The sequence below is a fragment of the Janthinobacterium sp. GW823-FHT03B06 genome (assembly GCF_058796955.1).
The window spans coordinates 570,532-595,929 of sequence record NZ_JBXAJE010000003.1; the positions used below are offsets into that span (position 1 = coordinate 570,532).

The following is a 25,398-nucleotide window of genomic DNA, read 5'->3' on the forward strand; positions in this document are numbered from 1 at the left end:
CCTTTTCAGTTGCGTGCATGCGACAGCTGGAAGCCGGCGATGCCGTCGAAGGCGGCCAGTTCGGCCGACATGGCCGACAGGCTGGCGCCCGTGTTCTTGCCATGCGCGATGGCGACAAAGCGCCATTCCTGCATGCCGTCCGTGCTGCCGATGGTCAGCGAGCCGCCGGCGATGTCGTAGCCGCGCTTGGCGGCCATGCGCCGCAGCGCATCCTCGCGCGGAATGAAGCCTTGCTTGAAGCGCATGGTGATGGCCACCGCATGGCGCGACGGCAGCCAGTTCTCCAATTTTGACAGAAAAATCATCGCCATCGCGCACAAAAAGGCCAGGCCCATGGCCGATAGATAAAAGCCGATGCCGACCATGATGCCGATCACGGACGAAGCCCAGATCGAGGCGGCCGTCGTCAGGCCGCTGATATTGAAGCCCTCGCGCATGATGACGCCGGCGCCCAGAAAACCCACGCCCGTGACGATGCCCTGGATGACGCGCGTGGGATCGCTGCCGACGACGGCGCCATGGCCGCCGTACCAGAACTCGGGATAGCCGCCCAGCACGGTCAGCGCGGCCGAGGCCATGCACACGAGGCTGTAGGTGCGCATGCCGGCCGCGCGCCCGTGATACGAACGCTCGTACCCCACCAGCAAGCCCAGCAGCAGCGCGCCCAGCAGGTTCAGCAGGATCACGCCATTCGTCGCCAGCTCGGCCGGCGACCAGTAGGCGCGCAGGAAGTCGATGGTCGGCATTTAATCCTGGGGTTTTTTGGTCAGCTGCTTTTCAAACGCCACGTCGAGCTTGCTGACGCGGCGCGCCTTTTGCGGTCCCAGGCCGTTTACGAAGGCGACGAAGGCGTCGAGTTCCAGCGGCGGGCACAGGGGCGGCAAGCCGGGGCCTTCCGTGAGGAAGAACAGTTCATCGCCCGTGCGCGCCATCGTGTAGAGGCGGTTGCCGGTGCGTTCCTTGAGCCGCTCGATGGCGGACGTGGCGCGGGTCGAGCGCATCAGATGGCTCCCGTGCGCTGTTCCAGCCACGCCAGCGCAGGCGCATCGGCCGGCGCCGCCAGGTGCGGCGCCAGGCGCGCGCGCACGGTGGCGTGGTAGTCGTTGAGCCAGGCCGCCTCGTCGTCGCGCAACAGCGAGCGTTCCACGCAGCGCGTGTCGATCGGGCACAGGGTCAATGTCTCGAAGCGCAGGAATTCCCCGAACTGCGTCGTATCGGCCGGCACGTTGAGCACCAGGTTCTCGATGCGGATGCCCCACTGGCCGGGACGGTAGATGCCCGGCTCGATGGAGGTGATCATGCCCGGTTCCATCGCCGTCTGCGGCTCCGGCATGGCGGACTGCGAAATCGATTGCGGCCCTTCGTGGACGTTGAGGAAAAAGCCCACGCCATGGCCCGTGCCGTGGCCAAAGTCGATGCCTTCGGCCCACAGGGGCGCGCGGGCAATCGAATCGAGCATGGGCGACTTCACGCCGCGCGGGAACTGCGCGCGCGACAGGGCGATCATGCTGCGCAAGACGAGGGTGAAATCGCGCCGGTGTTCTGCCGTGATCGTGCCGACGGGGACCACGCGCGTGATATCCGTGGTACCGCCCCAGTACTGGCCGCCCGAGTCGATCAGCAGCAAGCCATCGCCTTCGATGGTGGCGGCCGAATCCGCATGCGCGTGGTAATGCATGATGGCGCCATGCGCATTGAAGCCGGCGATGGTGCCGAAACTGGGGCTGACAAAACCGGCGCGGCGGGCACGCGCGGCCGTCAGGTGCGCGTCGACGCCGATTTCCGTCAACGGCGCGCGCTGCGGGTCGGCCAGGGTGGCGTCCAACCAGCTGAAGAATTCGCACAGGGCGGCGCCGTCCTGCTCCATGGCGGCGCGCACGTGCGCCGCTTCGCTGTCCGTCTTGCGCGACTTGGCCAGGGTGGTGGGGTTGATCGATTCGACCACCCGCACGCCCTCGGCCACGGCCTGGCGCGTGCCGAACGTGACGCGGCGCGGGTCCAGCAGCAGGGTGGCGCCGACCGGAAGGGCGGCCAGCGCGGCGGCCGCGCGGTCATACGCGGCCACGTCCACGCCTTCGCTCTCCAGGATGGCGCGCAGGGCGGCGGGCAGCTTGCCGTCGGCGACGAACAGGGTGGCGCGCTCAGGGCCCACCAGCGCATGCGCGAGGAAGACGGGGTTGTAGTTGACGTCGGCGCCGCGCAGGTTGAACAAATACGCGATATCGTCGAGGGTGGAAATGACGTGGTGGCTGGCGCCGTGCGCCGCCATGCCGGCACGCAGGGCCGCCAGTTTTTGCGTGCGCGACAGCGTTGGATACGCGGCAGCATGCTCATACACCGGCGCGGCGGGCATGGCCGGACGATCCGGCCACACGGCTTGCAGCACATCGGTATCCGTGCGCAGAGTCACTTGCGCGCCCAGCGCCTGCTGCAGCAGGCGCGCATTGGCCAGGCCCAGCACGGCGCCGTCGACGGCCACCGTCTGCCCCGGCCGCATGGTCTCGCCCAGCCAGTCGATATACAGCACGCTGGCGCCGGACGGGATTTTCTTCAGGACGATGCCGCTGCCGGCCAGTTCGTCTTCCGCCTGCTCCCAGTAGCGGCCATCGGTCCACACGCCGGCGAAATCCTGCGTCACCACCAGGGTGCCGACGGAACCCGTAAAACCCGACAGCCACTCGCGGCCCTGCCAGCGGGCCGGCAGGTACTCGGACAAATGCGGGTCGGCCGATGGCACGATCAGGGCATCGATGTGCTGCGCGCGCATGGCGCCGCGCAGCTGCGACAAACGGGAGGCGGGAGTGGATTGGTCTGGTGTCTGCATGGGAGCGAAAATGGAGCGGTGCTGGGAAGCGTCTATGATACCGCGATTAGCAGCCGGGTTGCACTCGCTGCAACGCCAGCAGCGCCCCGGCGGCGGCGGCGATTTTTTCCAGCAGCGCCTCGTCGTAGGGCAGCCACGGCACGGCGCCCAGCTTGTTCCCCTGCGCTACCGCCTCGATCACCGCCTCGGCGCCATCCTTCGTGACCCTGCCGGTGGTCAGGTGGATCGCATGCCGGCCCACCATCAGGTGGCGCGCTTCGAGCGTCATCCGGCCATCCTCGATCTGGTCCGCGAATACCTGTTCCAGCACGGCGCGCCGCATGCCCGCCATCGGCCCCGGTGCCAGGTTGGCCAGGTAAAACAGGCGCTGTTCGCGCTCCACGCTTTGCTCTTCCTCCACCAGCGCCAAGGCGCTGACGCTGACCAGCAGGTCCACCGCGCGGCACGCTTCCGAATACGCCACCGGCGCCATCGGCATCATCTGCGCGGGCGCCAGCCCGTTTGACGTGCAGGCGCCGCCCGCCCCCGGATACACGTGTCCCTCGATGCGCAGCGACACGCGCCAGGCACCGAACTGGCGCGACAGGCCTTCATCGTGGTCCAGGTGCCAGCCTTCGCGGCGCGCCAGTCCCAGCAAGGTGGGCAGCGACAGCTGGTAGCCGGCAAATGGGGCGCCGCCGTCGCCGGGCGGTGCATATATTTCGCGATAAACCTGGCGCAGCGGCTGGCGCAGGCGCCGCCGCGCGAGCAGCGCTTGCCAGGCGGCGCGCTCTTCCCCGCTGCCATGCAAGGGGTGCCACAGGCCGATCTCGCCTTGCTCCGGCACATCCACCGGCTGCCCCTGCGCGTCGATGGCGCCCTTCCCGTCGAGCATGAAGGCCAGCCCATCGCCCGTGCGCCAGACCAGCGCGCGCGCCACCGCGTCGATATCGGCATCGTCGCGCAGGCCACGCCATTGGTCCAGGCCAAACCACACCTCGCTGGCGTAGCCCGCTTCCAGGCGGCGCGCCAGCATGGTCTGGCGCCGCTTGCCCATGGGACCCGGCATGCCGATCCTCCAGGCGATATCGGGCCGTTCGGCCAGCGCCCGTTCGGCCGGTTTCAGATTGCGTTCCAGTTTCTTGCGGATGCCCGCATGGCGCACCTGGGCCAGCGCCGCGCGCAGGGCTTGCAGGCTTTCGGGCGTGGGAATGGTTTCCACCGCATGGCCCAGCGCCATCGCCAGCGATTGCGACGGCGCGCTTTTGGCCGCGCCAGGCGCCACGCATGCCAACGGCAGCAGGACGGTAATCACGGGCCTGAACCAGGCATCGTCGCGATAGGACGCCACCCGCGCGGCGCGCGCCAGCACCGGAGAATCTGCCGTGGCAAAGGCGGCATCGGCAGCATACGGCACGCTGCCGTCATGGATGGCGGCGATATGGCGCGCCGCCTGCTCCAGTATCGTGCGCGCAAAATCGACATACACCGCATCGTCGGCCAGCACGTCGGCGGGATCGGCCTCGCCGATGCTGTCGCGGTTCCAGTGGCCGCTGTAGCGCGAGCCGGCCAGCGCCAGCAGCGACGTTTTCGCCAGCTGCGGCAGCACGGTGAGTTCCTGCAAGGTCAAGGGCATCGGGTAGCGCGCATGACGCTCATCCATCATCTGCCCGAACTGGGTTAGGGCGTCGCCGCCGGCCAGCTGCGCCAGCAGCCAGGCGGCAAAATGCTGTTCGCCCCAATGCTTCGGTTCATCGAGGATGCGCAGCGCCAGCTGCGCGCTGCCTTCCGGTGGCGCGCCGCGCAGGCAAGCCACGCAGCCGATTGCGTAGTCCCAGTCGTGCACGCGGGCCGCGTCCAGCGCATCGAGGAACATCTCGCCTGCCAGCGCCGGTGCCAGGTTCATGCTGCTCGCTTGCGCCAATAGCGCCAGCGCCAGTTCGCGCCGAGCATAATCGTCATGGCCGAAGCCCGCCGCGCGGTGCAGCGCACCCCAGACGGCGCCCAGTTCTTCCGGTGTCCAGTCGCTGAAATCGACCGGCGGCCCCGCGAAACGCGCATGGTCGACGGCAGCGCCCTCGAGGCGTGCACGCAGCGCTGCGGCACGGCTGGAGATCTCAGTCTCCATCATCGGCCTCGTAGCGGCGCAAGCCTTCCAGGTCCAGCACGCGGATGCCGCCGTAATCGAGGCGCAATAAACCCTTTTTTTCCAGCACCTGCAAGGCCTGGTTGGCGCGCTGGCGCGAGGAACCGGACAGCAGGCCGATTTCTTCCTGCGACAGCTGCACCAGGGTGTCCACGCTCGGGTACAGGTGCGAGTGGAACATCGAGGCCAGGCAGCGCGCCACGCGCGTGTTCAGGTCGAGCAGGCGCTCGTTTTCCATCATGCCGATGAACTGGCCCAGGCGCTCGTTGAGCTGCATCAGCAGGAAGCGCGTGAATGGCAGGCTCGTTTCCAGCAGCCAGTGGAAGGTGGTGGCGGGCAGGCGCGCCACGCGCGTATCGCGCACGGCGATGGTGTCGTATTTGCGCATCTCGCGCTTGAGCAGCGAACCTTCGCCAAACCAGCTGCCCGGTGACAAGCCCGTAAACGTCATGGCCTTGCCGGAAGCGGAAAAATTATTCATCTTGACCATGCCGCTGATGACGCCGATCCAGTTGTCCACCGGCTCGCCCTTGCGGCAGACAAAGCCGCCTTTCGGCACGAAAGTCTCGAACACATCGGCCTCGACCCGGGCCATTTGCACGGGGTCGAGCAGCTGCGCCCAGTGAGCCGCGCGCACGGCATCCTTGAGGCTGATATCAGGATTGATCATTGTGCGATGCACCATCGAAAAGTGGGTAAATGTCCCCGAAAAGACAACTCGGCAAACTAACGCAGGCTACTATCATTGCACAAACGCCTTACACATAAAAAACACAGAGCGCCATCCAACGAGGTGGGTCCTGAGACAAGCAACAGGGAGACACTGGTGCAAACGCATACCACAGCAGCAATGCCGACTTTTCCGCGGCGCTTATTGCAACACGGGACAGTACGATCCGACAAGCCCGCATTTCGCGAAAAACACCTGGGCATCTGGCAAACCTGGACCTGGTCCGAGGTCAACGAGGAAGTGCGCGCGCTGGCCTGCGGCCTGGCCGCCATCGGCTTCCGGCGCGGCATGAATCTGGCCATCATCGGCGACAACCGTCCCCGCCTGTACTGGGCCATGCTGGCCGCGCAAAGCCTGGGCGGCGTGCCCGTGCCACTCTACCAGGACGCGCCGGCCGCCGACATGGCCTACGTGCTGCAGGATGCGGAAATCCGCTACGCCATCGTCGAAGACCAGGAGCAGGTCGACAAGCTGCTCGAACTCAAGGCCCTGTATCCGCACGTCGCCCACATCGCCTATGACGATGAACGCGGCATGCGCCATTACCGCCAGCCGGAGCTGACGTCCTTTGCCGCCCTGCAGACGCTGGGCCGCGCCTACGACCGCGAACATCCGGGGTTTTTCGACGCCGCCGTGGCAGCGGGCCAGGGCAGCGACTCGGCCGTGATCCTGTACACCTCGGGCACCACGGGCAAACCGAAGGGCGTGTGCCAGAGCCATACGGCGCTGCTGGCAGCCGGCGAAGGCGGCGTCGCCTTCGACCAGCTCACCGACAATGAAGACATCCTGTCCTACCTGCCCATGGCGTGGGTCGGCGACTGCCTGTTCTCGCTGGCGCAGGCCATGGTGGCCGGCTTTACCGTCAACTGCCCCGAATCGGGCGACACGGTGATGATCGACATGCGCGAAATCGGCCCCACCTGCTACTTCGCGCCGCCGCGCGTGTTCGAAAACATGCTCACCAGCGTGATGATACGCATGGAAGACGCGAGCAGCATCAAGCGCCGCATGTTCAGCCATTTCATGGACATGGCCAAGCGCTGCGGCGCGCAGATTTTGGACGGCAAACCAGTCTCGCTGACGGACCGTCTCAGCTACAAGCTGGGCGAGCTGCTCGTCTACGGCCCCCTGAAAAACGTGCTGGGACTGTCGCGCGTGCGCGTCGCCTACACGGCCGGCGCCGCCATCGGCCCCGACCTGTTCCGCTTCTACCGCTCGATCGGCGTCAACCTCAAGCAGCTGTACGGCTCCACCGAAACCTGCGCCTATGTGTGTTTGCAACCGGACGGCAATATCAAGTTCGACAGCGTCGGACTGCCGGCGCCAGGCGTGGAAGTCAAGCTGGCGGCCAATGGCGAAGTGCTGGTCAAGTCGCCCGCCACCATGAGCGGCTACTTCAAGCGTCCCGACGCCACGGCCGAAGTGATCGACAACGACGGCTACTTCCACACGGGCGACGCGGGCGTGTTCGACAGCGAAGGCCATTTGAAAATCATCGACCGCGCGGCCGACGTGGGCAAGATGAATTGCGGCGCCATGTTCGCCCCCAACTACATCGAGAACAAGCTCAAGTTCTTCCCCTTCATCAAGGAAGTGGTGGCCTTCGGCCATGCGCGCGACCAGGTGTGCGCCTTCATCAACATCGACATCGAAGCGGTGGGCAACTGGTCCGAGCGGCGCGGCATCGCCTACTCCGGCTACACGGACCTGGCGGCGCGCGCCGAAACCTATGGCCTGATCCGCGACTGCATCGAGCAGGTCAACGCGGAACTGGCGGCCGACCCCTTGATGGACCGCACGCAGGTGCACCGCTTCCTCGTGCTGCACAAGGAACTCGATCCGGACGACGACGAACTGACGCGCACGCGCAAGGTGCGCCGCAAATTCATCGCCGAAAAGTACGCGGTGCTCATTTCCGCCCTGTATGAGGGCAAGACAACGCAATACATCGAGACCCAGGTGAAATTCGAGGATGGCCGCCTTGGCTCGACCAGCGCCAACCTGCAGATCTGGGACAGCAAAACGTACCGGCCCCAGGGCCTGGCCGCATGATGGAGCACAGCACGATGCAAATGAACGAACCCGACGCCCATTTCGGCACGGCCCGCAAGACGGGTCCCGTGATCCTCGACCTGAAGAACATCTCGCTGTCGTTCGGCGGCGTGAAAGCGCTGACCGACATCTCGTTCGACGTGAAGCAGCATGAAATCCGCGCCATCATCGGTCCGAACGGCGCGGGCAAAAGCTCGATGCTGAACGTGATCAATGGCGTGTACCGCCCGCAGCAGGGCGAGATCATCTACCGCGGCGAGCACCGGCGCGGCATGGATTGCTACGCGGCCGCCAAGTCCGGCATCGCACGCACCTTCCAGAACATCGCCCTGTTCAAGGGCATGACGGTGCTCGACAACATCATGACGGGGCGCAACCTCAAAATGAAGTCGAATTTCCTGCTGCAGGCCCTGTACTGGGGACCGGCGCGGCGCGAGGAAATCGAGCACCGCAAGAAGGCCGAGGAGATCATCGACTTCCTGGAAATCCAGGCCATCCGCAAGACGCCCGTGGGGCGCCTGCCCTACGGCTTGCAAAAACGCGTGGAACTGGGCCGCGCGCTCGTGGCCGAACCGGAGATTCTGCTGCTCGATGAACCGATGGCCGGCATGAACGTGGAAGAAAAGCAGGACATGTGCCGCTTCATCCTCGACGTCAACGACCAGCTGGGCACGACCATCGTGCTGATCGAGCACGACATGGGCGTGGTGATGGATATCTCCGACCGCGTGGTGGTGCTCGATTACGGCAAGAAGATCGGCGACGGCACGCCCGACGAGGTGCGCAGCAACCAGGATGTCATCAACGCGTATTTGGGTGTCGCGCACTAGCTCCAGACAAGGAATAGCAATGAATATCAATTTTTTCTTTGAAGTGCTGATCGGCGGCCTGCTGTCGGGCGTCATGTACGCGCTGGTGGCGATCGGCTTCGTTCTGATCTACAAGGCCTCGGGCGTGTTCAACTTCGCGCAGGGCGCGATGGTGTTCTTCGCCGCCCTCACCTGCGTCGGCATCATGGACAAGTTCGGCCTGTCCTTGTGGCTGGCCATCCCGCTGACGATGCTCACCATGATCGTGCTGGGCATGGCGATTGAAAGGGTGGTCTTGCGGCCGCTCGTCAACCAGCCGGAAATCACGCTCTTCATGGCCACCATCGGCCTGACTTTTTTCATCGAAGGCCTGGCGCAGCTGATGTGGGGCTCGCAGGTACACAAGCTGGACCTGCCCATCGAAGACGTGCCGATGCCCTTCCTGATGGACCATTTCAACATCATCGTTTCGCAGTTCGACGTGGTGGCGGCCGGCATCTGCGCGCTGCTGGTGATTTGCCTGGCCCTGCTGTTCTCGAAAACCAAGGTGGGCCGCGCCCTGCGCGCCGTCGCCGACGACCACCAGGCGGCGCTGGCCGTGGGCATTCCGCTGCAGCGCATCTGGGCCGTCGTGTGGGGCGTGGCGGGCCTGGTGGCGATGGTGGCCGGCTTGCTGTGGGGCGCGCGCAACGGAGTGCAGTTCGCCCTCACCTTCATCGCCCTGAAAGCGCTGCCCGTGCTGATCCTCGGCGGCTTTACCTCGGTGCCAGGCGCCATCGTCGGCGGCCTGATCATCGGCGCGTCGGAAAAGCTGGCCGAAGTCTACCTCGGCCCCATGGTGGGCGGCGGCATCGAAGGCTGGTTCCCATATGTGCTGGCCCTGCTGTTCCTGCTGGTGCGCCCGGAAGGCCTGTTCGGCGAAAAGATCATCCGTCGCATATAACACCACCGAAACAGCATCGTAGGTCGGGTTAGCGCATGGCGCGTAACCCGGCAACAGCCAAAACAGCCCGCAAAGGACCACCCCATGATTTACCGTGAAGCAGGACAATTCAAGACCAGCTACCAGGCTGACAACCAGATTTTCCCGATCCGGCAAGACCGCCTGGCGCTGACGGCCACGCTGCTCGTCGCCGTCTTCCTCCTGCCGTATTTCGCCTCGCCCTACATGCTGTCGGCGATCCTGATCCCGTTCCTGATCTTCGCCCTGGCGGCGCTGGGCCTGAACATCCTGACCGGTTACGCGGGCCAGCTGTCGCTGGGCACGGCCGCCTTCATGGCCGTGGGCGCGTTTGCCTCGTATAACTTCATGGCGCGCCTGCCCGGCCTGCCGCTGCTGGTGTCGTTCATCCTGGGCGGCCTGTGCGCGGCCATGGTGGGCATCGCCTTCGGCCTGCCCTCCCTGCGCATCCGCGGCTTTTACCTGGCCGCCTCCACCCTGGCGACGCAGTTCTTCGTCGTCTGGTGCCTGACCAAGATTCCGTATCTGACCAACTACAGCTCCTCGGGCGTGATCACGGTGCAGAAGATGACCATCCTCGGCTACCAGTTCGACACGCCGCAAAGCAAATACTTGCTGGTGCTGGCGATCGTCGCCGGCATGGCGCTGCTGGCCAAGAACATGATCCGCTCGAACGTGGGCCGCTCGTGGATGGCCGTGCGCGACATGGACATGGCGGCCGAGGTGATCGGTTTCAGATTGATGCGCACCAAGCTGCTGGCGTTTGCCGTCAGCTCGTTCTATTGCGGCGTGGCCGGCGCCCTGTATGCGTACGCCTACCTGGGCACGGTGGAGCCGGAAGCGTACAACCTGGACCTGTCCTTCCGCATCCTGTTCATGATCATCATCGGCGGCGTCGGCTCGATTCTCGGCTCCTTCCTGGGCGCGGCCTTCATCGTGCTGCTGCCCGTCTTCCTGAATACCATCGCGCATGGCCTGGCGTTGCCAACCAGCGTGGCCTCGAACCTGGAACTGATGGTGTTCGGCGCGCTGATCATCTTCTTCCTGATCGTCGAGCCGCACGGCCTGGCCAGGCTGTGGCAGATCGCCAAGGAAAAGTTGCGACTCTGGCCCTTCCCCCATTAAGTTTTTGCAGTCGATGTCGGTTCACTTGAATACCAAATAAAACAAGAGGAGACACACAATGAAACACATCAAATCGCTCATGCTGGCCGCCGCCATCGCCAGTGCCGCACTCACCATGGCCGGCAGCGCGCAGGCGCAGGACAAGGAACAGTACATCGCCCTGCCCTCGTACCGCGTGGGACCGTACGCGGCCGGCGGCTCCGGTTTCTACGGCGGCATCATCGATTACTTCAACCTGGTCAACCAGGCCGGCGGCGTCAATGGCGTCAAGATCAGCTGGGAAGAATGCGAAACCGAATACAACCCGTCGCGCGGCGTCGAATGCTATGAACGCCTGAAAACCAAGCAGGGCGGCGCCACCCTGGTTGAAACCCTGTCCACGGGCGTCGCCTACGGCATCCTCGACCGCGTGGCGCAGGACAAGATCCCCATGACGATGATCGGCTACGGCCGCTCGGACGCCGCCAACGGCAAGGTCTTCCCGTATGTGTATCCGCTGATCTCCAGCTACTGGAGCCAGGCCGCCGCCATGATCAAATATTTGGGCGACAAGGATGGTGGCATGGACAAGCTGAAAGGGAAAAAAATCGTCCACCTGTACCACGACTCGGCTTTCGGCAAGGAGCCGCTGCCGGTACTGGAAGCGCTGTCGAAACAGTACGGCTTCGAGCTGATCAAGATTCCCGTCGCGCCGCCCGGCAGCGAACAGCAATCGCAATGGCTGCAAATCCGCCAGGCCAAACCGGACCACGTAATCCTGTGGGGCTGGGGCGTGATGAACTCCGTTGCCATCAAGACGGCGCAGCGCAACGGCTTCCCGCGCGACAAAATGCTGGGCGTCTGGTGGGCCGGCTCCGAGGAAGACACGATTCCATCGGGCGACGCGGCCAAGGGTTACACGGCGATGACGTTCAATACGCCGGGCAACTACCCCGTGCTCGACGACATCCGCAAAAAACTCTACGCCACCGGCAAGGGCAACCTGTCCGACCAGTCGCGCATCGGCTCCGTCTACCACATGCGCGGCGTGACGGCCGGCATCCTGTGGGTCGAAGCGATCCGCACGGCGCAGGAAAAATTCGGCAAGGGCAAGCCGATCACGGGCGAACAGATGCGCTGGGGCCTGGAAAACCTGAACGTCGACGATGCGCGGCAGAAGGCCGTGGGCGCGCTGGGCATGTTCCCCACCGTGAAAACCAGCTGCGACGACCATGAAGGCTCGGGCGCCGTGAAGGTGCAGCAGTGGGACGGCAAGAAGTGGACCGCCATCACGCCGAAATGGATCGTCGGCGACAAGGCCCTGGTGCGCAAGCTGGTCGAGGAATCGTCCGGCAAGTACGCCGAAGAGAAAAAGATCACGCCGGCGTGCATGAAGTAAGCGGCTCTCGACGTGGCGTCGGGTTACGCGCTACGCGCTAACCCGACCTACGCCGACCAACACCGCATTCACGTAGGTCGGATTAGCGTAGCGTAATCCGACAGCATCGCCAACACATATGAAAACGAAGCAGCCATGACACCCACTGCCACGCAAACACCAGACACCGCGCCGCCCTACCTGTCGGTCAACAATATCGAAGTCATCTACGACCACGTGATCCTGGTCCTGAAGGGCGTGTCGCTGCAAGTCCCGCAGGGCAAGATAGTGGCGCTGCTGGGCGCCAACGGCGCCGGCAAGTCGACCACCCTGAAAACCATCTCGACCCTGCTGCGCGGCGAACGCGGCGACGTCACCAAGGGCGAAGTCCAGTTCAAGGGCGAGCGCGTGGATCAGTTGACGCCGAATGAGCTGGTCAAGCGGGGCCTGTCGCAAGTGATGGAGGGCCGCCACTGTTTCGGCCACCTCACCATCGAGGAAAACCTGCTGACGGGCGCCTACACGCGCAGCCTGTCGCGCGGCGAGCTGAAAGAGGCGCTGGACAAGGTCTACCACTACTTTCCGCGCCTGAAAACGCGGCGCAGCAGCCAGGCCGGCTATACCTCGGGCGGCGAACAGCAGATGTGCGCCATCGGCCGCGCGCTGATGGCCAAGCCGTCGATGATCTTACTGGACGAGCCCTCGATGGGCATCGCGCCGCAGATCGTCGAAGAGATCTTCGGCATCGTCAAGGATTTGAATCACAAGGAAAACGTGTCTTTCCTGCTGGCCGAGCAGAACACCAACGTGGCGCTGCGCTACGCGGACTTCGGCTACATCCTGGAAAACGGCCGCGTCGTGATGGAAGGGCAAGCGCAGGAACTGGCCAGCAACGAAGACGTCAAAGAGTTTTACCTGGGCGTGTCCAGCGCCGGGCGCAAGAGCTTCCGCGACATGAAGTTCTACCGCCGCCGCAAGCGCTGGCTGGCGTGATCCATCAAAAACCTTGGCTGCAACGCGCCCGGCGGTCCTGATGGCTAGGCGTGCGAATCAACATGCAATGACAATTGGAGAATGACTGACATGACCGATACGCTCGACAGTCTGGAAGCACGCGCCCCCGAAGCGCGCGAACGCGAATTGATGGCCGGCCTGCCGCAGCTGATCGCGCGCGCGCAACAGGCGCCGGGCTGGGCCCGCATCCTCGACGGCGTCGATGCGGCCGGCATCACCAGCCGCGCCGCGCTGGCGCAGCTGCCCGTGACGCGCAAGTCCGACCTCAAGCAATTGCAGCACGCGCAGCTGCCGTTCGGCGGCTTGAACACGACGCCGAAAAACGCCCTGTCGCGCGTGTTCGTCTCGCCCGGTCCCATCTTCGATCCGGAAGGCCGCGGCCCCGACTGGTGGCGCTTTGCGCGCCCCATGTATGCGGCCGGCGTGCGCGCCGGCGGCCTGCTGCAGAACTGTTTTTCGTATCACTTCACGCCGGCCGCCTTCATGGTCGAAGGAGGTGCCGCGCGCATCGGCTGCACCGTCATCCCGGCCGGCATCGGCCAGACGGAAATGCAGGTGCAGGCGATGGCCGACCTGAAGCCGGACACGTATATCGGCACGCCGTCGTTCCTGAAACTGATCATCGAAAAAGCGCGCGAAATGGACGCCGACATCAGCAGCGTTACCAAGGCCGTGATGGGCGCGGAAGCGCTGCCCGAATCCTTGCGCAGCTGGTTTGCCGAGAACGGCGTGCCGCACGTGTTCCAGACCTATGCCTCGGCCGATATCGGCAGCATCGCCTATGAAACGGCCAGCCATGGCAAGCTCAATCCCGGCATGGTCGTCGACGAGAACGTGCTGCTCGAGATCGTCCATCCGGGCAGCGGCATTCCCGTCGCGCCGGGCGAGGTGGGCGAAGTCGTCGTCACCGTCTTCAATGCCGACTACCCGCTGATCCGCTTTGCCACCGGCGATCTGTCGGCCGTGCTGATGGACGCGCCGCAGTCGCCGTGCGGGCGCACGAATACGCGCATCAAAGGCTGGATGGGGCGCGCCGATCAAACCACCAAGGTGCGCGCCATGTTCGTGCATCCGTCGCAGGTGCATGAAATCGCGCGCCGCCACCCGCAAATCAGGAAGGCGCGGCTGGTGGTGTCGGGGCGCATGGCCAACGACGAGATGGCCTTGCATTGCGAAGTCGACGATCCGCATGACGCCAGCGGCGTGGAAGCCATCATCGGTTCGATCCGCGAACTGACCAAGTTGCGCGGCGACGTGGTGCTGGTGGCGGTGGGCAGTCTGGCCCAGGATGGGAAAATCATCGACGACATGCGCGATTACAAATAAGGCCGATTTGCGGGATAATACCGGCATTGACCATCAGCCCCTTTCATCGCCATGCAAGAGTCCATGCAAGAATTTCATCACAACCGTGCCCGTGACCTGATCAAGAACGCGGAACTGCTGTTCGACCAAGATACCGTGCAGGCGTCGATCACGCGCATGGCCGATGTGCTCAACACGCGCTTCAACGCCGAGGATTCGAAAGAGTTCCCGCTGGTGCTGGGCGTGATGGGCGGCGCCGTCGTGTTTACGGGCAGCCTGCTGCCGCAACTGAGCTTCCCGCTCGAATTCGACTACATCCACGTCAGCCGCTACGGCGACGATGACAAGGGTGGCGAAGTGGTGTGGAAAGTCATCCCCCGCTCGAACGTGGCGGGCCGCACCGTCATCGTGCTCGACGATATTCTCGACGAAGGCGAAACCCTGGCGCACGTCAAGCAGCGCTTGCTGGACATGGGCGCCTCCGAAGTCATCCTGGCCGTGTTCGCCGACAAGGCCATCGGCAAGAAAAAGCCCGTACAAGCCGACATCGTTGGCCTGGTGATCCCGAACCGCTTCGTCGTCGGCTTCGGCATGGATGCGTACGGCTACTGGCGCAACCTGCCGGGTTTGTGGGCCATCAAGCCTGAGGATTTGAAACAGGAGTGATTGTGGTGCTGTCGGATTACGCGCTGCGCGCTAATCCGACCTACGCCACCAGGTTCGAGTAGGTCGGATTAGCGGCGGTACGCCGCGTAATCCGACATCATCACCACCGTCACAACAACGATTACAGCTTCAACCGCGCGCGCGCCGCATCGTATTCGGCCTTCAGGCGCGCCACCATCTCTGCCACGCTCGGCACGTCATCCATCAAGCCCACGCCCTGGCCCGCGCCCCAGATGTCGCGCCAGGCCTTGGCGCTGCCGGAGCCGAAATTCATCGCGCTCTTGTCCGCTTCGGGCAAGGCTTCCGGATCGAGCCCGGCCGCTTCGATCGATTTCTTCAGGTAATTGCCGTGCACGCCCGTAAACAGGTTCGTGTAGACGATGTCCGCCGCGGCAGACTCCACGATGGCCTCGCGGTAGCCGTCGCTGACGTTCGATTCCTTGGTCGCCAGCCAGCGCGAGCCGATGTAGGCAAAGTCGGCGCCCATCGCTTGCGCGGCCAGCACGGCGTCGCCCGTGGCGATGGAGCCCGACAGCGCCAGCGGACCGTCGAAGAATTTGCGCACTTCGCCCACCAGCGCGAACGGCGACAGGGTGCCCGCGTGGCCGCCGGCTCCGCTGGCGACCAGGATCAAGCCATCGACGCCCGCTTCCAGCGCCTTTTTCGCGTGGCGGATCGAAATCACGTCATGCAGCACGATGCCGCCATAGCTGTGGATGGCGTCGAGCATTTCCTTGGGCGGCGCGCGCAGCGAGGAAATGATGATGGGGACCCGGTGTTTCACGCACACTTCCACGTCATGCGCGAGGCGGTCGTTCGACTGGTGCACGATCTGGTTGACGGCGATCGGCCCGACTTTTTTATCGGGATGGGCGGCCTGGAAGGCGGCCAGCTCGGCCTGCAGGTCGGTCAGCCACGTGTCGAGCAATTCGGCGGGACGCGCGTTCAGGGCCGGGAAGGAACCGACGATGCCGGCCTTGCACTGCGCCGCGACGAGGGCCGGGCCGCTGGCGATGAACATCGGCGAAGCGATAACGGGTAAGGAGAGGTTTTGCAACGCAACAGGCAATGCCATGGCGGACTCGCTGGAAAGTTGATCGGACGTGAAAGACACACTGAACATTGATTATAGTGCAGAAAAAGTACGATCGTGCTGAATTTATCGCAAGGCCGGTTCAACCCTCGTTGAGCAAGTACTCACCCTCGACCCGCGCCGCTGCCGCCCTGCATAGTTGCGACACGGCCCACTCGGCCAGCGCGGCCGACTCCTGGCGCAGGAAGCGCCGGTTGGCCTCTTCGAAGACGGGCATGCCGCGCAACAGGGCCGGTATCCCGGTCAGGGCGATGCGCTGGCGCTCGAGCAGCAAAAATTTCAGCAGCACTTTCACCGCATTCTGCGCATTGCGCACGGGGTCGGACGCCAGGTAATCGAGGCGCGAATACGCACGCTGCAGGGCGCCGGCGGCATCCGTAAATGGCCGGCCATGCCCGGGAATGACGACGCGCACGTCCAGGCTGGCGATCAGGTCCAGCGTGGCGCGCGCTTCAGGAAAGCCGGAGCCGCCATCGAGTTCGGGAAAGATCACGCCAAAGCCGTTTTCCCACAGGGCGTCGGCGGAAATCAGGATGCCCTCGCCGGCGCAGTAAAAAATCAGCGAGTGCGGGTCGTGGCCCGGCGCGCCCAGCGCCTGCCAGGCCATGCCGGCCAAAATCAAGGTGTCGCCGGGCGAGACGGTGGCGTCAAAGCGAAAGCGCGGGCATTGCTGGCCCGTGGCCTGGAAGCTGAGGGCATCGACATCCCATGCGCGCACCTTGTCCGCTTCCGCCACGGGAATGGCCGTATGGCAGCCGTATGCGGCTTGCAGCAGCGCGTTGCCGCCGCAATGGTCGGAGTGCAGGTGGGTGTTGAACAGGCGGTCCAGCGGCCGGCCGGCCAGGCTATGGCGCAGCAGGGCCAGGGTTTGCGGCGCATGCGTGACATAGCCGCTGTCGATCAGGGCCGTGTCATCCTTCCCCTGGAACAGGATGTTGTTCGACGACAGCCAGCCGCGTTCGAACACCTGCATGGCATCGGGAAACAGCGCTGGCGATCGCGGCATGGCTTCCTCAGTAGTCGGGCTCGAAATCGAGCAAAGATTCGCGGCCCGGCAATTCGGCCCACACGGCGCGCTTGAAGTCGTCGTCGGCCTTGCTCCAGGCGATGATTTCGTCGAGCGTGCGCAGGCAGCCTTCGCACAAGCCGCTGTTGCGGTTCATCTTGCACAGGCTGACGCAGGGCGACGGCACCGGCGACGGCAAAGAAAGCGGAACGGCTGGCGGAGGTGGGGGAGCGACCATCATGGAGCGGCATCGGTAAACGTGAAGACTTTCATTATGCCGCGAAACGGCGCCGGCGAGTCGATGACATCGCCCTGCAATGTTTCCGTGAATATATTTTCCAGCGAAACAATGCTCAACAACCGCTGTTCCGGAAATATATTTTGCACACATTCTCACTCTGCGGGTGCCCGTCCTACAACACGATCAGCCCAGATCCTGCTTGACTTGAGTCATTTCAGAACTATACTACCATCCATACAGATGGCAAATGGATGCCACGTGGAGTTTATGGAGAGATATGGCCAAGCAAGACAGCAAGCCCAAAATTGGGGAATCCGAGAAAATCACGATCAACCTCGGCTTGATTGACCTGGGGCAGATCGATCTGCTGGTCCAGGAGGGATTTTATTCCAACCGCACGGATCTGATCCGTACGGCCATACGCAACCAGCTGGGTATCCACGCCGACGTGGTGAAACAAACCGTGGCCCGTAAAAGCCTGGTATTGGGCATGCAGCATTACTCGCGCGCCGACCTGGAAGCGATCCAGGCAGCCGGCCAGCGCCTGCAGATACAGGTGCTGGGACTGGCCAGCATCGCCAGCGACGTTTCGGTGGAACTGGCACTGGCCACCATCGAGTCGATTTTCGTATTAGGTGCCCTGCACGCCAGCACCGTCGTCAAGACGGCGCTCGCAGGGCGAATTCACTAGCGTATTGGTTCGCGGCGATGACCCGGCCGATGCGCGGCACCGTTAAGGATGGTCATGAAACTACCTCTCAACATGTTGGCGCAGATGCGCACAGCGACCCGTAATCTGATGGGCAGCGGCCCCGCCGCCGCCACCGAAGCGATCCAGCAGGCGCTGTCTGCGGCCGGACTGACGCCGCAAGCGGCCGCCACGCAAGCGCCGCCACCGCAGCCGATGCGTGATATCAATCCGCCACCTGCGCCGCCACCTGCACCAGCGCAGGCCCGGGCCGGGCAGCCGCACGCTGACGCCGCGCCGGAAGCGGCATCGGTGCCGCCCACGCCCGCGCAGGCGGCGCAGGAGTTCGCGCAGGATTTCATGGCGCGCCTGGGCGTGCCGGCCGGCCTGGGCCAGCACAGCTTCGACATGCCCAGTTTCGAACTGCCGAATTTCCACCCGCCCGGCTTCAACGCGCCGGCCGCCACGCCGGTGGAAATCCCCGCCGGCGCGCAGTTCATCGATGGCGTGTACCGCAACCATGCGGGTACGCGTTCGTACAAGCTGTATATCCCCAGCAGCTACCACGGCCAGGCCATGCCGCTGATCGTCATGCTGCACGGCTGCACGCAAAATCCCGACGATTTCGCCGCCGGCACGCAGATGAATGCGCTGGCCGAAGAAAAGGAGTGTTTTGTCGTCTACCCGGCGCAGACGCAGGGCGCCAACAGTTCGCGCTGCTGGAACTGGTTCAACGCCATCGACCAGCAGCGCGACCAGGGCGAACCGTCGCTGATCGCCGGCATCGCCCAGCAAGTCATCGACGAATACCCGGTCAACGAGCGTGAAGTGTTCGTCGCCGGCCTGTCGGCGGGCGGCGCCATGGCCGTCATCGTCGGCACCCTGTACCCCGATCTGTTTGCCGCCGTCGGCGTGCATTCCGGCCTGCCCTTCGCCTCGGCGCAGGACTTGCCGTCGGCGCTGGCAGCCATGAAGGGCGGCGCCATGCCCAATGCCCAGCGCAAGGCGCCAGCCGGCGGCGTGCCCATCATCGTTTTCCACGGCGACCGCGACACCACCGTCAACCCGCGCAATGGCGATGAACTGATCGCGCAGGGCGTGCGCAGCCAGGTGGGCGGCAAGGCGGCCAAGGCCGCATCCGTCGACGGCAGCGTGCCGAACGGCCACCGCTACACGCGCACCACGCACAGCCAGGCCGACGGCTCGCCGCTGGGCGAACACTGGGTCATCCACGGCGCCGGCCACGCGTGGTCCGGCGGCAGCGATAACGGCAGTTATACGGACGGCAAAGGGCCGGACGCCAGCCGGGAAATGCTGCGCTTCTTCAAGACCGTCAGCTGATGTTTTCGGTGTAGGGCGCGATCTGCCGCTGCTTGTCGGCGATCTCGCATACGCCGTCGGCATAGCGGTTGGAGATGGCGATGAACTGGTCCTGGATTTGCAGGAAGGCGTCGACGATCTCGGCGTCGAAGTGCGAACCGCGTCCCTCGACGATGATCTGCACGGCCTGCGCGTGGTCCATGCCCTGCTTGTAGATGCGCCGGCTGATCAGAGCGTCATACACGTCGGCCAGCGCCATCAGGCGCGCCGAAATCGGGATGGCTTCGCCCGCCAAGCCTTGCGGGTAGCCGCTGCCATCCCATTTTTCATGGTGGCTGTAGGCGATCTCTTTCGCATACTTGAGGAAATCGACTTCGATGCCCAGTTCGTGCTCGGCCGCCAGGATGGCGTCGCGTCCCAAGGTGGTGTGCGTCTTCATGATGGCCATTTCATGCGGCTCGAAACGTCCCGGCTTGAGCAGGATATGGTCGGGGATGCCCACCTTGCCGATGTCGTGCAGCGGCGCCGTCTTGAACAGCAGTTCGATATTCTTGTCCGTCAAAAAATCGCGGAAACGCGGCAAGTTGCGCACCTTCTCGGCCAGCGCCTTCAGGTAGTGCGAGGTGCGGCGGATATGGTTGCCCGTCTCGCTGTCGCGCGTCTCGGCCAGCGAGGCCATGGCGTGGATGGTGACGTCCTGCAGCGCCGCCACTTCCTGCACGCGGCGCTCCACTTCCGTTTCCAGGTACTGGTTCTGGTCGCGCAGGAAATCCTGCATCTGCTTCATCGCCAGCTGCGTCTTGATGCGCGCCAGCACGATGGGCGCCGAAATCGGCTTGGTGATGTAATCGACGGCGCCCAGGGCCAGGCCCAGCTGCTCGTCGGCCACTTCGCTCATGGCGGTCACGAAAATCACGGGGATGCCTGCCGTGGCGGCATCGGCCTTCAGCGCGCGGCATACATCGTAACCGCTCATGCCCGGCATCATGATGTCGAGCAGGATCAGGTCGGGCTGGTCGCTGCCGGCGGCGATCTTCAGGGCGCGCTCGCCATTGACGGCGATCTTGGTGCGGTAATCGTCTTCCAGCACCGCGCGCAGCAGATCGATATTGTCTGGCGTGTCGTCGACTACCAGGATGGTTGGCTTGCTTGCCGGCGCTCTCATGCCCGTCCTTCGTTCTGCATAGTTATCCTTCTCACAGTGTCAACTCCAGCGCATCGGCCACTTCGCCCAGCTGCGCCAGCGCACCTTCGAAATCGTATTGTCCCAGCATGCGCTTCAACTGGCGCGCATGTTCCGCCTGCCCCGCCGCGACCAGCACGGGACCGATGCCGTCGAGGTGCTTGACGGCCTGCGCATCGTCCTGCTGCAGCAGCTGCGACAATTCGCGCAAGCCTGCTTCCAGGTATGCCCGGTCCACCGGCGCCACGTGCGCCACCGCCGCGCCGCCCGCTTCGGCAGCGTTGCCGCGCGACTGCATGGCCAGCACGATCTTCGGCACCAGCTCGTCGAGCGCCAGGGTACAGGCGGCCAGTGCCTGCGGCAAACCGTCGTGCGAACCCAGGCTGAGCAAGTGCTCGACCCGCGCGGCGCTGTCGGCCAGGCCGCCGGCGCCGATATTGCCGGCCAGGCCCTTCAGGGTATGCGCTTCGCGGATCGCCGTCTCGAGCTGGTTGTTCTCGATGGCGGCAACGATGCGCTGCATGGCGTCGAACTGGGTTTCCACAAAACGGTCCAGCAATTTTCGCATCAAAGCGGCATTGCCGCCCACGCGGCGCATGGCTTCCGTCATTTTCAGGCCGGCGATCACGGGCAGCTCCGCTTCCGGCTGCGCCGCTACCGACGTCATTGCCTGCGGCGCGGCCGGCGCGATCCAGCGCGCCAGGGTGCCGAACAGCTGCGCCACGTCGATCGGCTTGGCGATGAAATCGTTCATGCCGGCGTCCAGGCATTTCTCCTTGTCGCCCACCATGGCATTGGCCGTCATGGCGATCACGGGCAAATTCGAATAACGGGGGTCCTGGCGCAGCTTGCGCGTCGCCTGGTAGCCATCCATCACCGGCATCTGGCAATCCATCAGCACGCCGTCATAGGCGTTTTCCTCGATCTTCGCCAGCGCGATGGCGCCATTGCCCGCGATGTCGACGCGGATGCCGGCGTCGTTGAGAATATGCTGCGCCACTTCCTGGTTCACTTCATTATCCTCGACCAGCAGCAGCCAGGCGCCGCGCAGGGCGCGCTCGTCGTCGCGGTAGCTGCTCTGGCGCTGCGTCTTGCGGCTCTGTCCCGTCACGCCGCCAAACACGAACGATATCTGGTCGAGCAGGGTCGAGGCGCTGACCGGCTTGTTTAATATCCCGTCGAGCGGCAAATCGCGCTGACGCGCCGCCTCCAGCAGCGCTTCGCGATGGAAGGCCGTGACCATGATGCAGGCCGGCGTCGCATCGATGCCGGCGGCATCGGCACGGATGCCGGCCAGGGTATCGAGGCCGTTCATGCCCGGCATTTTCCAGTCCATCAGCACCAGTCCGTACGGACGCCCCTCGGCGCGCGCCTGCGCCACGGCGCCGATGGCCAGCACGCCGCCAGACACGGCACGCGCCTCGAAGCCCAGCGCCGCCAGCATGCTGACGAAGATTTCACGCGCGCTGGGGTTGTCATCGACCACCAGCACGCGCAGGCCCTGGAACTGCTGTTGATGTTGCAACTGCGGCAGATTATCGCGCGGCACGGCGGCCAGGCCGAAGCGGGCCGTGAAGAAAAAGGTGCTGCCCACGCCCGCTTCGCTGACCAGGTCGATCTCGCCTTCCATCATTTCCACCAGGCGTTTGCTGATGGTCAGTCCCAGGCCGGTACCGCCATGGTGGCGCGTGGTGGAGGTGTCGGCCTGGGTAAAGGCCTGGAACAATTTGCTGCGCTGGGGCGGCGTCAGGCCGATGCCCGTATCGCGCACGTCGACGCGCAGCACGGCCGCATGCTCTTCCAGCTGCTGCAGGCGGATGGTGACGACGATCTCGCCCTTGTCCGTAAATTTGATCGCGTTGTTGGTCAGGTTGATCAGCACCTGGCCCAGGCGCAGCGGGTCGCCCTGCAAGGCGTTCGGCACGTCGGGGGCGATGTCGAACAGCAGTTCGAGCCCCTTGTCCTGCGCGCGCATCACGGACAGGTCGGCGATCTGCGCCAGCACGTCCTCGAGGAAGAAATCGACTTTTTCAAAGGCCATCTTGCCCGCCTCGATCTTCGAGAAATCGAGGATGTCGTCGATGATGGCCAGCAGGTTCTTCGAAGCCGATTCCACCTTCTCCAGGTAGTTGCGCTGGGTCGACGTGAGCTCCGTCTGCAGCGCCAGATGGGTCATGCCGATGATGCCGTTCATCGGCGTACGGATTTCGTGCGACATATTGGCCAGGAAGTCCGACTTCATCTTGGTCGCATCCTCGGCCACTTCGACGGCGTGGCGCAGGTCCTGCTCGACGGCCAGGCTGGTGCTCATGTTCTTGAGCGCCTGCAGCAATTCGCCCGTCTCGTCGCGCGACGTCACCTCGATGACGGAACTGAAGTCGCCATTGGCCACGCGCGTGGCGATCGCCACCGCCTCGCCCAGCGGACGCGTGATCGAGCGCGCCGACCAGGCAAAGGCCAGGCCCGTCAGCAGGGCCGCCAGGCCGATGCCGCCCATCAGCAGCAGCGAAGTGTCGATATCGTTGCGTATCCTGGCCGCGCTGTCGCGGATCAGCTGTTGCTGCAAATCGTCGAGCTGGCCCACGTACAGCAGCACTTTTTCCAGCATCGGCAAGGTCTGCGTCTGCATGGCCTGCTCGGCGCGGGCATCCTCGCCGCGCTCGACCAGTTCGAACATCGTCTTGAGCGAGCCGTAGTACTCGGCGCGCGCCAGGTGCATCTGTTCCAGCAGGCGCCGTTCCTCGGGCCGCGCATCGAGACCGTCGAGAATGCGCACCTGCTCATCGATGCCTTGCTTGATCGCTTCCAGGCGCGCCTGGTTCACCTGGCGCAGCGCCCGCTCGTGCTGGTTCGGCAGATTGCCGATGCGCGTGGCCGCCTCGCGCGCCAGCCCGTGGATCTTGCTGGTGGCCTTGGCGGCGACCCAGTCGCGCTGCAGGATATCGTCGGTCTCGGCGCGGATGGCGTAGATGCGGCTGCCGGAAAGGACGATGACGACCAGCATCAGCACGATCAACATGGCATAACCGGCATTGATGCGCACGCCGATACTGATATCCCTGAAGCGCATAACTTTCCTATAAGAAATTCTTGAAAATCGAAGTCTGAACGTATTCCCCTACGAAATGCAAGGTTTATTGCAAAGCAATTGCATGCCGAAGCACTTATTTAGCCGACGTTAGGCTTGACAGGAGGTGCCAGAGTGGCGATATGGGCTTGCAGGCAGGCGGGGCACCAGCAGCCCACGGCGGCGCTGCCGGGCACGGGCATGGCGGGCGGCAGCGCCGTGCACCAGCACGGTCCGCTGGCCTGCGGGTCGGTCTGGCCGCATTGGAAGGTGGCGCCGCACAGGCTGCACTGGCTCATGGCTGTGTTTGAATTGGCAAGTGTGTGTCACGCTGCGCCGGGACGCGACGCAGATGTAACGGGCAGTAAAAGGGCTGGCTGGGGAACATATCGGGCCAGACTATAGGATCATCAGGGAAAATACAACAAGATCGCCCTATAATGCCTCCAGGATTTTCTTCTTCCCTGTAAAATCGCACAAATCTATTTTCCGGACTCGCCATGAATCAACTAGCTAACTTGAACCTGGACATGAATGACGACTTGACGGCGGTGTCGCCGCAAATCAAGGCGCAGATTCTGGCCGAGGCCCTCCCTTACATCCGCAATTTCCACGGCAAGACCATCGTCATCAAATACGGTGGCAACGCCATGACGGACGAACGCCTGAAGCACGGCTTCGCGCGCGACGTCATCCTGCTCAAGCTGGTCGGCATGAACCCGGTCGTGGTGCACGGCGGCGGACCGCAGATCGACAACGCGCTGAAAAAAATCGGCAAGCAAGGCACCTTCGTGCAAGGCATGCGCATCACCGATGAAGAAACCATGGAAGTGGTGGAGTGGGTGCTGGGCGGCGAAGTGCAGCAGGATATCGTCATGCTGATCAACCATTACGGCGGCCAGGCTGTCGGCCTGACGGGCAAGGATGGCGGCTTGATCCGCGCGCGCAAGATGCAGATGCCGGACCGCGAACATCCGGGCGAATTCCTCGACATCGGCTTTGTGGGCGAGATCGACGCGATCAACCCGGCCGTCGTCAAGGCGCTGCAGGACGACGCCTTCATTCCCATCATCTCGCCGATCGGTTTCGGCCAGGATGGCCAGGCCTACAACATCAACGCCGACGTGGTGGCGGGCAAGATCGCCGAAATCCTGAAAGCGGAAAAGCTGATCATGATGACCAACATCGCCGGCGTCCAGGACAAGCAGGGCAACCTGGTGACCGACCTGTCCGCGCGTGAAATCGATGAGATGTTCGCCGATGGCACGATCTCGGGCGGCATGCTGCCGAAGATCTCGTCCGCGCTCGACGCCGCCAAGTCCGGCGTGAACACGGTGCACATCATCGACGGCCGCATCGAACACTCATTATTGCTGGAAGTGTTGACCGAGCAGGCTTTTGGTACTATGATCCGTTCGCACTAAAAATAATTCGGCGCAATTCACCCAGCGCCGATTTTTTATGCCCTTGTAGCTCAGTGGTAGAGCACTCCCTTGGTAAGGGAGAGGCCACGTGTTCGATCCACGTCAAGGGCACCAGTATCCTTTCCCCCGCAGCTGTAAAAATGCCCATGGCGGCGTTGTCCTTCCTCGCCGTACATTCGTACTGTCTTCGTCAGTCCGCCTTGCCCTGAACATTTTTCCATCTGCTCTGCCGTCATCTCCTCATAGTAAAAAATGTCCATGGCTGCGTTGCCTCGCCTCGCCGTACATGCGTACTGTCTTCGTCAGTCCGCCTTGCCCTGAACATTTTTTCATCTGCTCTGCCGTCATCTCCTCATAGTAAAAAATGTCCATGGCTGCGTTGCCTCGCCTCGCCGTACATGCGTACTG

The 25,398-nt window shown here is 63.9% G+C and carries 22 protein-coding genes and 1 tRNA gene; 12 read left to right on the plus strand and 11 right to left on the minus strand.

Features of this window, described 5'->3' with window-relative positions; all coding sequences use genetic code 11:
• Positions 1 to 5: 5 nt before the first annotated feature.
• The 5 genes from AC1RBA_RS13635 to AC1RBA_RS13655 are packed head-to-tail and all read right to left on the minus strand — an operon-like array spanning position 6 to position 5,619.
• On the minus strand, positions 6 to 746 hold the full coding sequence (locus AC1RBA_RS13635) for an MgtC/SapB family protein (RefSeq protein WP_070218976.1): 741 nt from the start codon (positions 744 to 746) through the stop codon (positions 6 to 8).
• Positions 747 to 1,001, minus strand: coding sequence for a hypothetical protein (locus AC1RBA_RS13640; protein ID WP_046681889.1), 255 nt, complete (start codon positions 999 to 1,001; stop codon positions 747 to 749).
• Complete coding sequence (locus AC1RBA_RS13645; RefSeq protein ID WP_492418632.1) at positions 1,001 to 2,824, minus strand: aminopeptidase P family protein; 1,824 nt, start codon at positions 2,822 to 2,824, stop codon at positions 1,001 to 1,003. Before AC1RBA_RS13645 ends, AC1RBA_RS13640 begins: the two co-directional genes overlap by 1 nt.
• 46 nt (positions 2,825 to 2,870) lie before the next feature.
• Positions 2,871 to 4,934, minus strand: coding sequence for a DUF4132 domain-containing protein (locus tag AC1RBA_RS13650; RefSeq protein ID WP_230504274.1), 2,064 nt, complete (start codon positions 4,932 to 4,934; stop codon positions 2,871 to 2,873).
• The gene (locus tag AC1RBA_RS13655) at positions 4,921 to 5,619 is read right to left on the minus strand and encodes a Crp/Fnr family transcriptional regulator (protein ID WP_070289386.1); all 699 of its coding nucleotides are present in this window, start codon (positions 5,617 to 5,619) and stop codon (positions 4,921 to 4,923) included. Before AC1RBA_RS13655 ends, AC1RBA_RS13650 begins: the two co-directional genes overlap by 14 nt.
• A gap of 180 nt (positions 5,620 to 5,799) precedes the next feature.
• Here AC1RBA_RS13655 and AC1RBA_RS13660 point away from each other — a divergent pair, with 180 nt between their 5' ends.
• From AC1RBA_RS13660 to AC1RBA_RS13695, 8 genes are all read left to right on the plus strand, one after another.
• Complete coding sequence (locus AC1RBA_RS13660) at positions 5,800 to 7,731, plus strand: AMP-binding protein (protein ID WP_492418634.1); 1,932 nt, start codon at positions 5,800 to 5,802, stop codon at positions 7,729 to 7,731.
• Positions 7,732 to 7,745: 14 nt separating this feature from the next.
• Entirely contained in the window at positions 7,746 to 8,561 is an 816-nt protein-coding gene (locus tag AC1RBA_RS13665; RefSeq protein ID WP_029496076.1) for an ABC transporter ATP-binding protein, read from the plus strand.
• A gap of 25 nt (positions 8,562 to 8,586) precedes the next feature.
• A complete protein-coding gene (locus AC1RBA_RS13670; protein WP_175444778.1) occupies positions 8,587 to 9,483 on the plus strand; it encodes a branched-chain amino acid ABC transporter permease in 897 nt (298 codons plus the stop codon).
• Positions 9,484 to 9,567: 84 nt separating this feature from the next.
• Positions 9,568 to 10,626, plus strand: a complete 1,059-nt coding sequence (locus tag AC1RBA_RS13675; RefSeq protein WP_034752817.1) for a branched-chain amino acid ABC transporter permease — start codon at positions 9,568 to 9,570, stop codon at positions 10,624 to 10,626.
• Between the two features lie 58 nt (positions 10,627 to 10,684).
• A complete protein-coding gene (locus tag AC1RBA_RS13680; protein ID WP_070218969.1) occupies positions 10,685 to 12,004 on the plus strand; it encodes an ABC transporter substrate-binding protein in 1,320 nt (439 codons plus the stop codon).
• 135 nt (positions 12,005 to 12,139) lie between these two features.
• The gene (locus tag AC1RBA_RS13685; RefSeq protein ID WP_492402445.1) at positions 12,140 to 12,976 is read left to right on the plus strand and encodes an ABC transporter ATP-binding protein; all 837 of its coding nucleotides are present in this window, start codon (positions 12,140 to 12,142) and stop codon (positions 12,974 to 12,976) included.
• A gap of 90 nt (positions 12,977 to 13,066) precedes the next feature.
• Positions 13,067 to 14,323, plus strand: coding sequence for a phenylacetate--CoA ligase family protein (locus tag AC1RBA_RS13690; RefSeq protein WP_492418636.1), 1,257 nt, complete (start codon positions 13,067 to 13,069; stop codon positions 14,321 to 14,323).
• 63 nt (positions 14,324 to 14,386) lie between these two features.
• Entirely contained in the window at positions 14,387 to 14,968 is a 582-nt protein-coding gene (locus tag AC1RBA_RS13695; RefSeq protein ID WP_070218966.1) for a hypoxanthine-guanine phosphoribosyltransferase, read from the plus strand.
• A gap of 121 nt (positions 14,969 to 15,089) precedes the next feature.
• Here AC1RBA_RS13695 and AC1RBA_RS13700 read toward each other — a convergent pair whose 3' ends face one another.
• From AC1RBA_RS13700 to AC1RBA_RS13710, 3 genes are all read right to left on the minus strand, one after another.
• Positions 15,090 to 16,043, minus strand: a complete 954-nt coding sequence (locus tag AC1RBA_RS13700; RefSeq protein WP_230504282.1) for an NAD(P)H-dependent flavin oxidoreductase — start codon at positions 16,041 to 16,043, stop codon at positions 15,090 to 15,092.
• Between the two features lie 100 nt (positions 16,044 to 16,143).
• Positions 16,144 to 17,067 (minus strand): MBL fold metallo-hydrolase, encoded by a 924-nt coding sequence (locus AC1RBA_RS13705; RefSeq protein WP_492418638.1) that lies wholly within the window; start codon positions 17,065 to 17,067, stop codon positions 16,144 to 16,146.
• Positions 17,068 to 17,074: 7 nt separating this feature from the next.
• Complete coding sequence (locus tag AC1RBA_RS13710) at positions 17,075 to 17,458, minus strand: DUF1289 domain-containing protein (RefSeq protein ID WP_492418640.1); 384 nt, start codon at positions 17,456 to 17,458, stop codon at positions 17,075 to 17,077.
• 127 nt (positions 17,459 to 17,585) lie between these two features.
• Between AC1RBA_RS13710 and AC1RBA_RS13715 the strand changes: the two genes are divergently transcribed.
• Complete coding sequence (locus AC1RBA_RS13715) at positions 17,586 to 17,999, plus strand: CopG family transcriptional regulator (protein WP_034783786.1); 414 nt, start codon at positions 17,586 to 17,588, stop codon at positions 17,997 to 17,999.
• A gap of 54 nt (positions 18,000 to 18,053) precedes the next feature.
• Complete coding sequence (locus tag AC1RBA_RS13720; RefSeq protein ID WP_492418642.1) at positions 18,054 to 19,337, plus strand: extracellular catalytic domain type 1 short-chain-length polyhydroxyalkanoate depolymerase; 1,284 nt, start codon at positions 18,054 to 18,056, stop codon at positions 19,335 to 19,337.
• Here AC1RBA_RS13720 and AC1RBA_RS13725 read toward each other — a convergent pair.
• From AC1RBA_RS13725 to AC1RBA_RS13735, 3 genes are all read right to left on the minus strand, one after another.
• Entirely contained in the window at positions 19,330 to 20,481 is a 1,152-nt protein-coding gene (locus AC1RBA_RS13725; RefSeq protein WP_070218963.1) for a response regulator, read from the minus strand. The two genes, AC1RBA_RS13720 and AC1RBA_RS13725, sit on opposite strands and share 8 nt — an antisense overlap.
• Before the next feature lie 31 nt (positions 20,482 to 20,512).
• Positions 20,513 to 23,569: a response regulator gene (locus tag AC1RBA_RS13730; protein ID WP_492418644.1), complete on the minus strand. Its 3,057-nt coding sequence runs from the start codon at positions 23,567 to 23,569 to the stop codon at positions 20,513 to 20,515.
• 98 nt (positions 23,570 to 23,667) lie between these two features.
• On the minus strand, positions 23,668 to 23,865 hold the full coding sequence (locus tag AC1RBA_RS13735; RefSeq protein WP_070289374.1) for a cysteine-rich CWC family protein: 198 nt from the start codon (positions 23,863 to 23,865) through the stop codon (positions 23,668 to 23,670).
• Between the two features lie 231 nt (positions 23,866 to 24,096).
• Between AC1RBA_RS13735 and argB the strand changes: the two genes are divergently transcribed.
• Both argB and AC1RBA_RS13745 read left to right on the plus strand, forming a co-directional pair.
• The gene (gene argB / locus AC1RBA_RS13740) at positions 24,097 to 24,990 is read left to right on the plus strand and encodes an acetylglutamate kinase (RefSeq protein WP_010393729.1); all 894 of its coding nucleotides are present in this window, start codon (positions 24,097 to 24,099) and stop codon (positions 24,988 to 24,990) included.
• A 39-nt stretch (positions 24,991 to 25,029) separates the two neighbouring features.
• A tRNA-Thr gene (locus AC1RBA_RS13745) sits at positions 25,030 to 25,104 on the plus strand.
• The last annotated feature ends 294 nt before the right edge of the window (positions 25,105 to 25,398 follow it).

Excerpts from the sequence above, each read along its gene's own strand:
- AC1RBA_RS13635 (WP_070218976.1), bottom strand. The coding sequence starts at position 746 with ATGCCGACCATCGACTTCCTGCGCGCCTACTGGTCGCCGGCCGAGCTG.
- AC1RBA_RS13640 (WP_046681889.1), bottom strand. The coding sequence starts at position 1,001 with ATGCGCTCGACCCGCGCCACGTCCGCCATCGAGCGGCTCAAGGAACGC.
- AC1RBA_RS13645 (WP_492418632.1), bottom strand. The coding sequence starts at position 2,824 with ATGCAGACACCAGACCAATCCACTCCCGCCTCCCGTTTGTCGCAGCTG.
- AC1RBA_RS13650 (WP_230504274.1), bottom strand. The coding sequence starts at position 4,934 with ATGATGGAGACTGAGATCTCCAGCCGTGCCGCAGCGCTGCGTGCACGC.
- AC1RBA_RS13655 (WP_070289386.1), bottom strand. The coding sequence starts at position 5,619 with ATGATCAATCCTGATATCAGCCTCAAGGATGCCGTGCGCGCGGCTCAC.
- AC1RBA_RS13660 (WP_492418634.1), top strand. The coding sequence starts at position 5,800 with ATGCCGACTTTTCCGCGGCGCTTATTGCAACACGGGACAGTACGATCC.
- AC1RBA_RS13665 (WP_029496076.1), top strand. The coding sequence starts at position 7,746 with ATGCAAATGAACGAACCCGACGCCCATTTCGGCACGGCCCGCAAGACG.
- AC1RBA_RS13675 (WP_034752817.1), top strand. The coding sequence starts at position 9,568 with ATGATTTACCGTGAAGCAGGACAATTCAAGACCAGCTACCAGGCTGAC.
- AC1RBA_RS13680 (WP_070218969.1), top strand. The coding sequence starts at position 10,685 with ATGAAACACATCAAATCGCTCATGCTGGCCGCCGCCATCGCCAGTGCC.
- AC1RBA_RS13685 (WP_492402445.1), top strand. The coding sequence starts at position 12,140 with ATGACACCCACTGCCACGCAAACACCAGACACCGCGCCGCCCTACCTG.
- AC1RBA_RS13690 (WP_492418636.1), top strand. The coding sequence starts at position 13,067 with ATGACCGATACGCTCGACAGTCTGGAAGCACGCGCCCCCGAAGCGCGC.
- AC1RBA_RS13695 (WP_070218966.1), top strand. The coding sequence starts at position 14,387 with ATGCAAGAATTTCATCACAACCGTGCCCGTGACCTGATCAAGAACGCG.
- AC1RBA_RS13700 (WP_230504282.1), bottom strand. The coding sequence starts at position 16,043 with ATGGCATTGCCTGTTGCGTTGCAAAACCTCTCCTTACCCGTTATCGCT.
- AC1RBA_RS13705 (WP_492418638.1), bottom strand. The coding sequence starts at position 17,067 with ATGCCGCGATCGCCAGCGCTGTTTCCCGATGCCATGCAGGTGTTCGAA.
- AC1RBA_RS13710 (WP_492418640.1), bottom strand. The coding sequence starts at position 17,458 with ATGTGTGCAAAATATATTTCCGGAACAGCGGTTGTTGAGCATTGTTTC.
- AC1RBA_RS13715 (WP_034783786.1), top strand. The coding sequence starts at position 17,586 with ATGGCCAAGCAAGACAGCAAGCCCAAAATTGGGGAATCCGAGAAAATC.
- AC1RBA_RS13720 (WP_492418642.1), top strand. The coding sequence starts at position 18,054 with ATGAAACTACCTCTCAACATGTTGGCGCAGATGCGCACAGCGACCCGT.
- AC1RBA_RS13725 (WP_070218963.1), bottom strand. The coding sequence starts at position 20,481 with ATGAGAGCGCCGGCAAGCAAGCCAACCATCCTGGTAGTCGACGACACG.
- AC1RBA_RS13730 (WP_492418644.1), bottom strand. The coding sequence starts at position 23,569 with ATGCGCTTCAGGGATATCAGTATCGGCGTGCGCATCAATGCCGGTTAT.
- AC1RBA_RS13735 (WP_070289374.1), bottom strand. The coding sequence starts at position 23,865 with ATGAGCCAGTGCAGCCTGTGCGGCGCCACCTTCCAATGCGGCCAGACC.
- argB (WP_010393729.1), top strand. The coding sequence starts at position 24,097 with ATGAATGACGACTTGACGGCGGTGTCGCCGCAAATCAAGGCGCAGATT.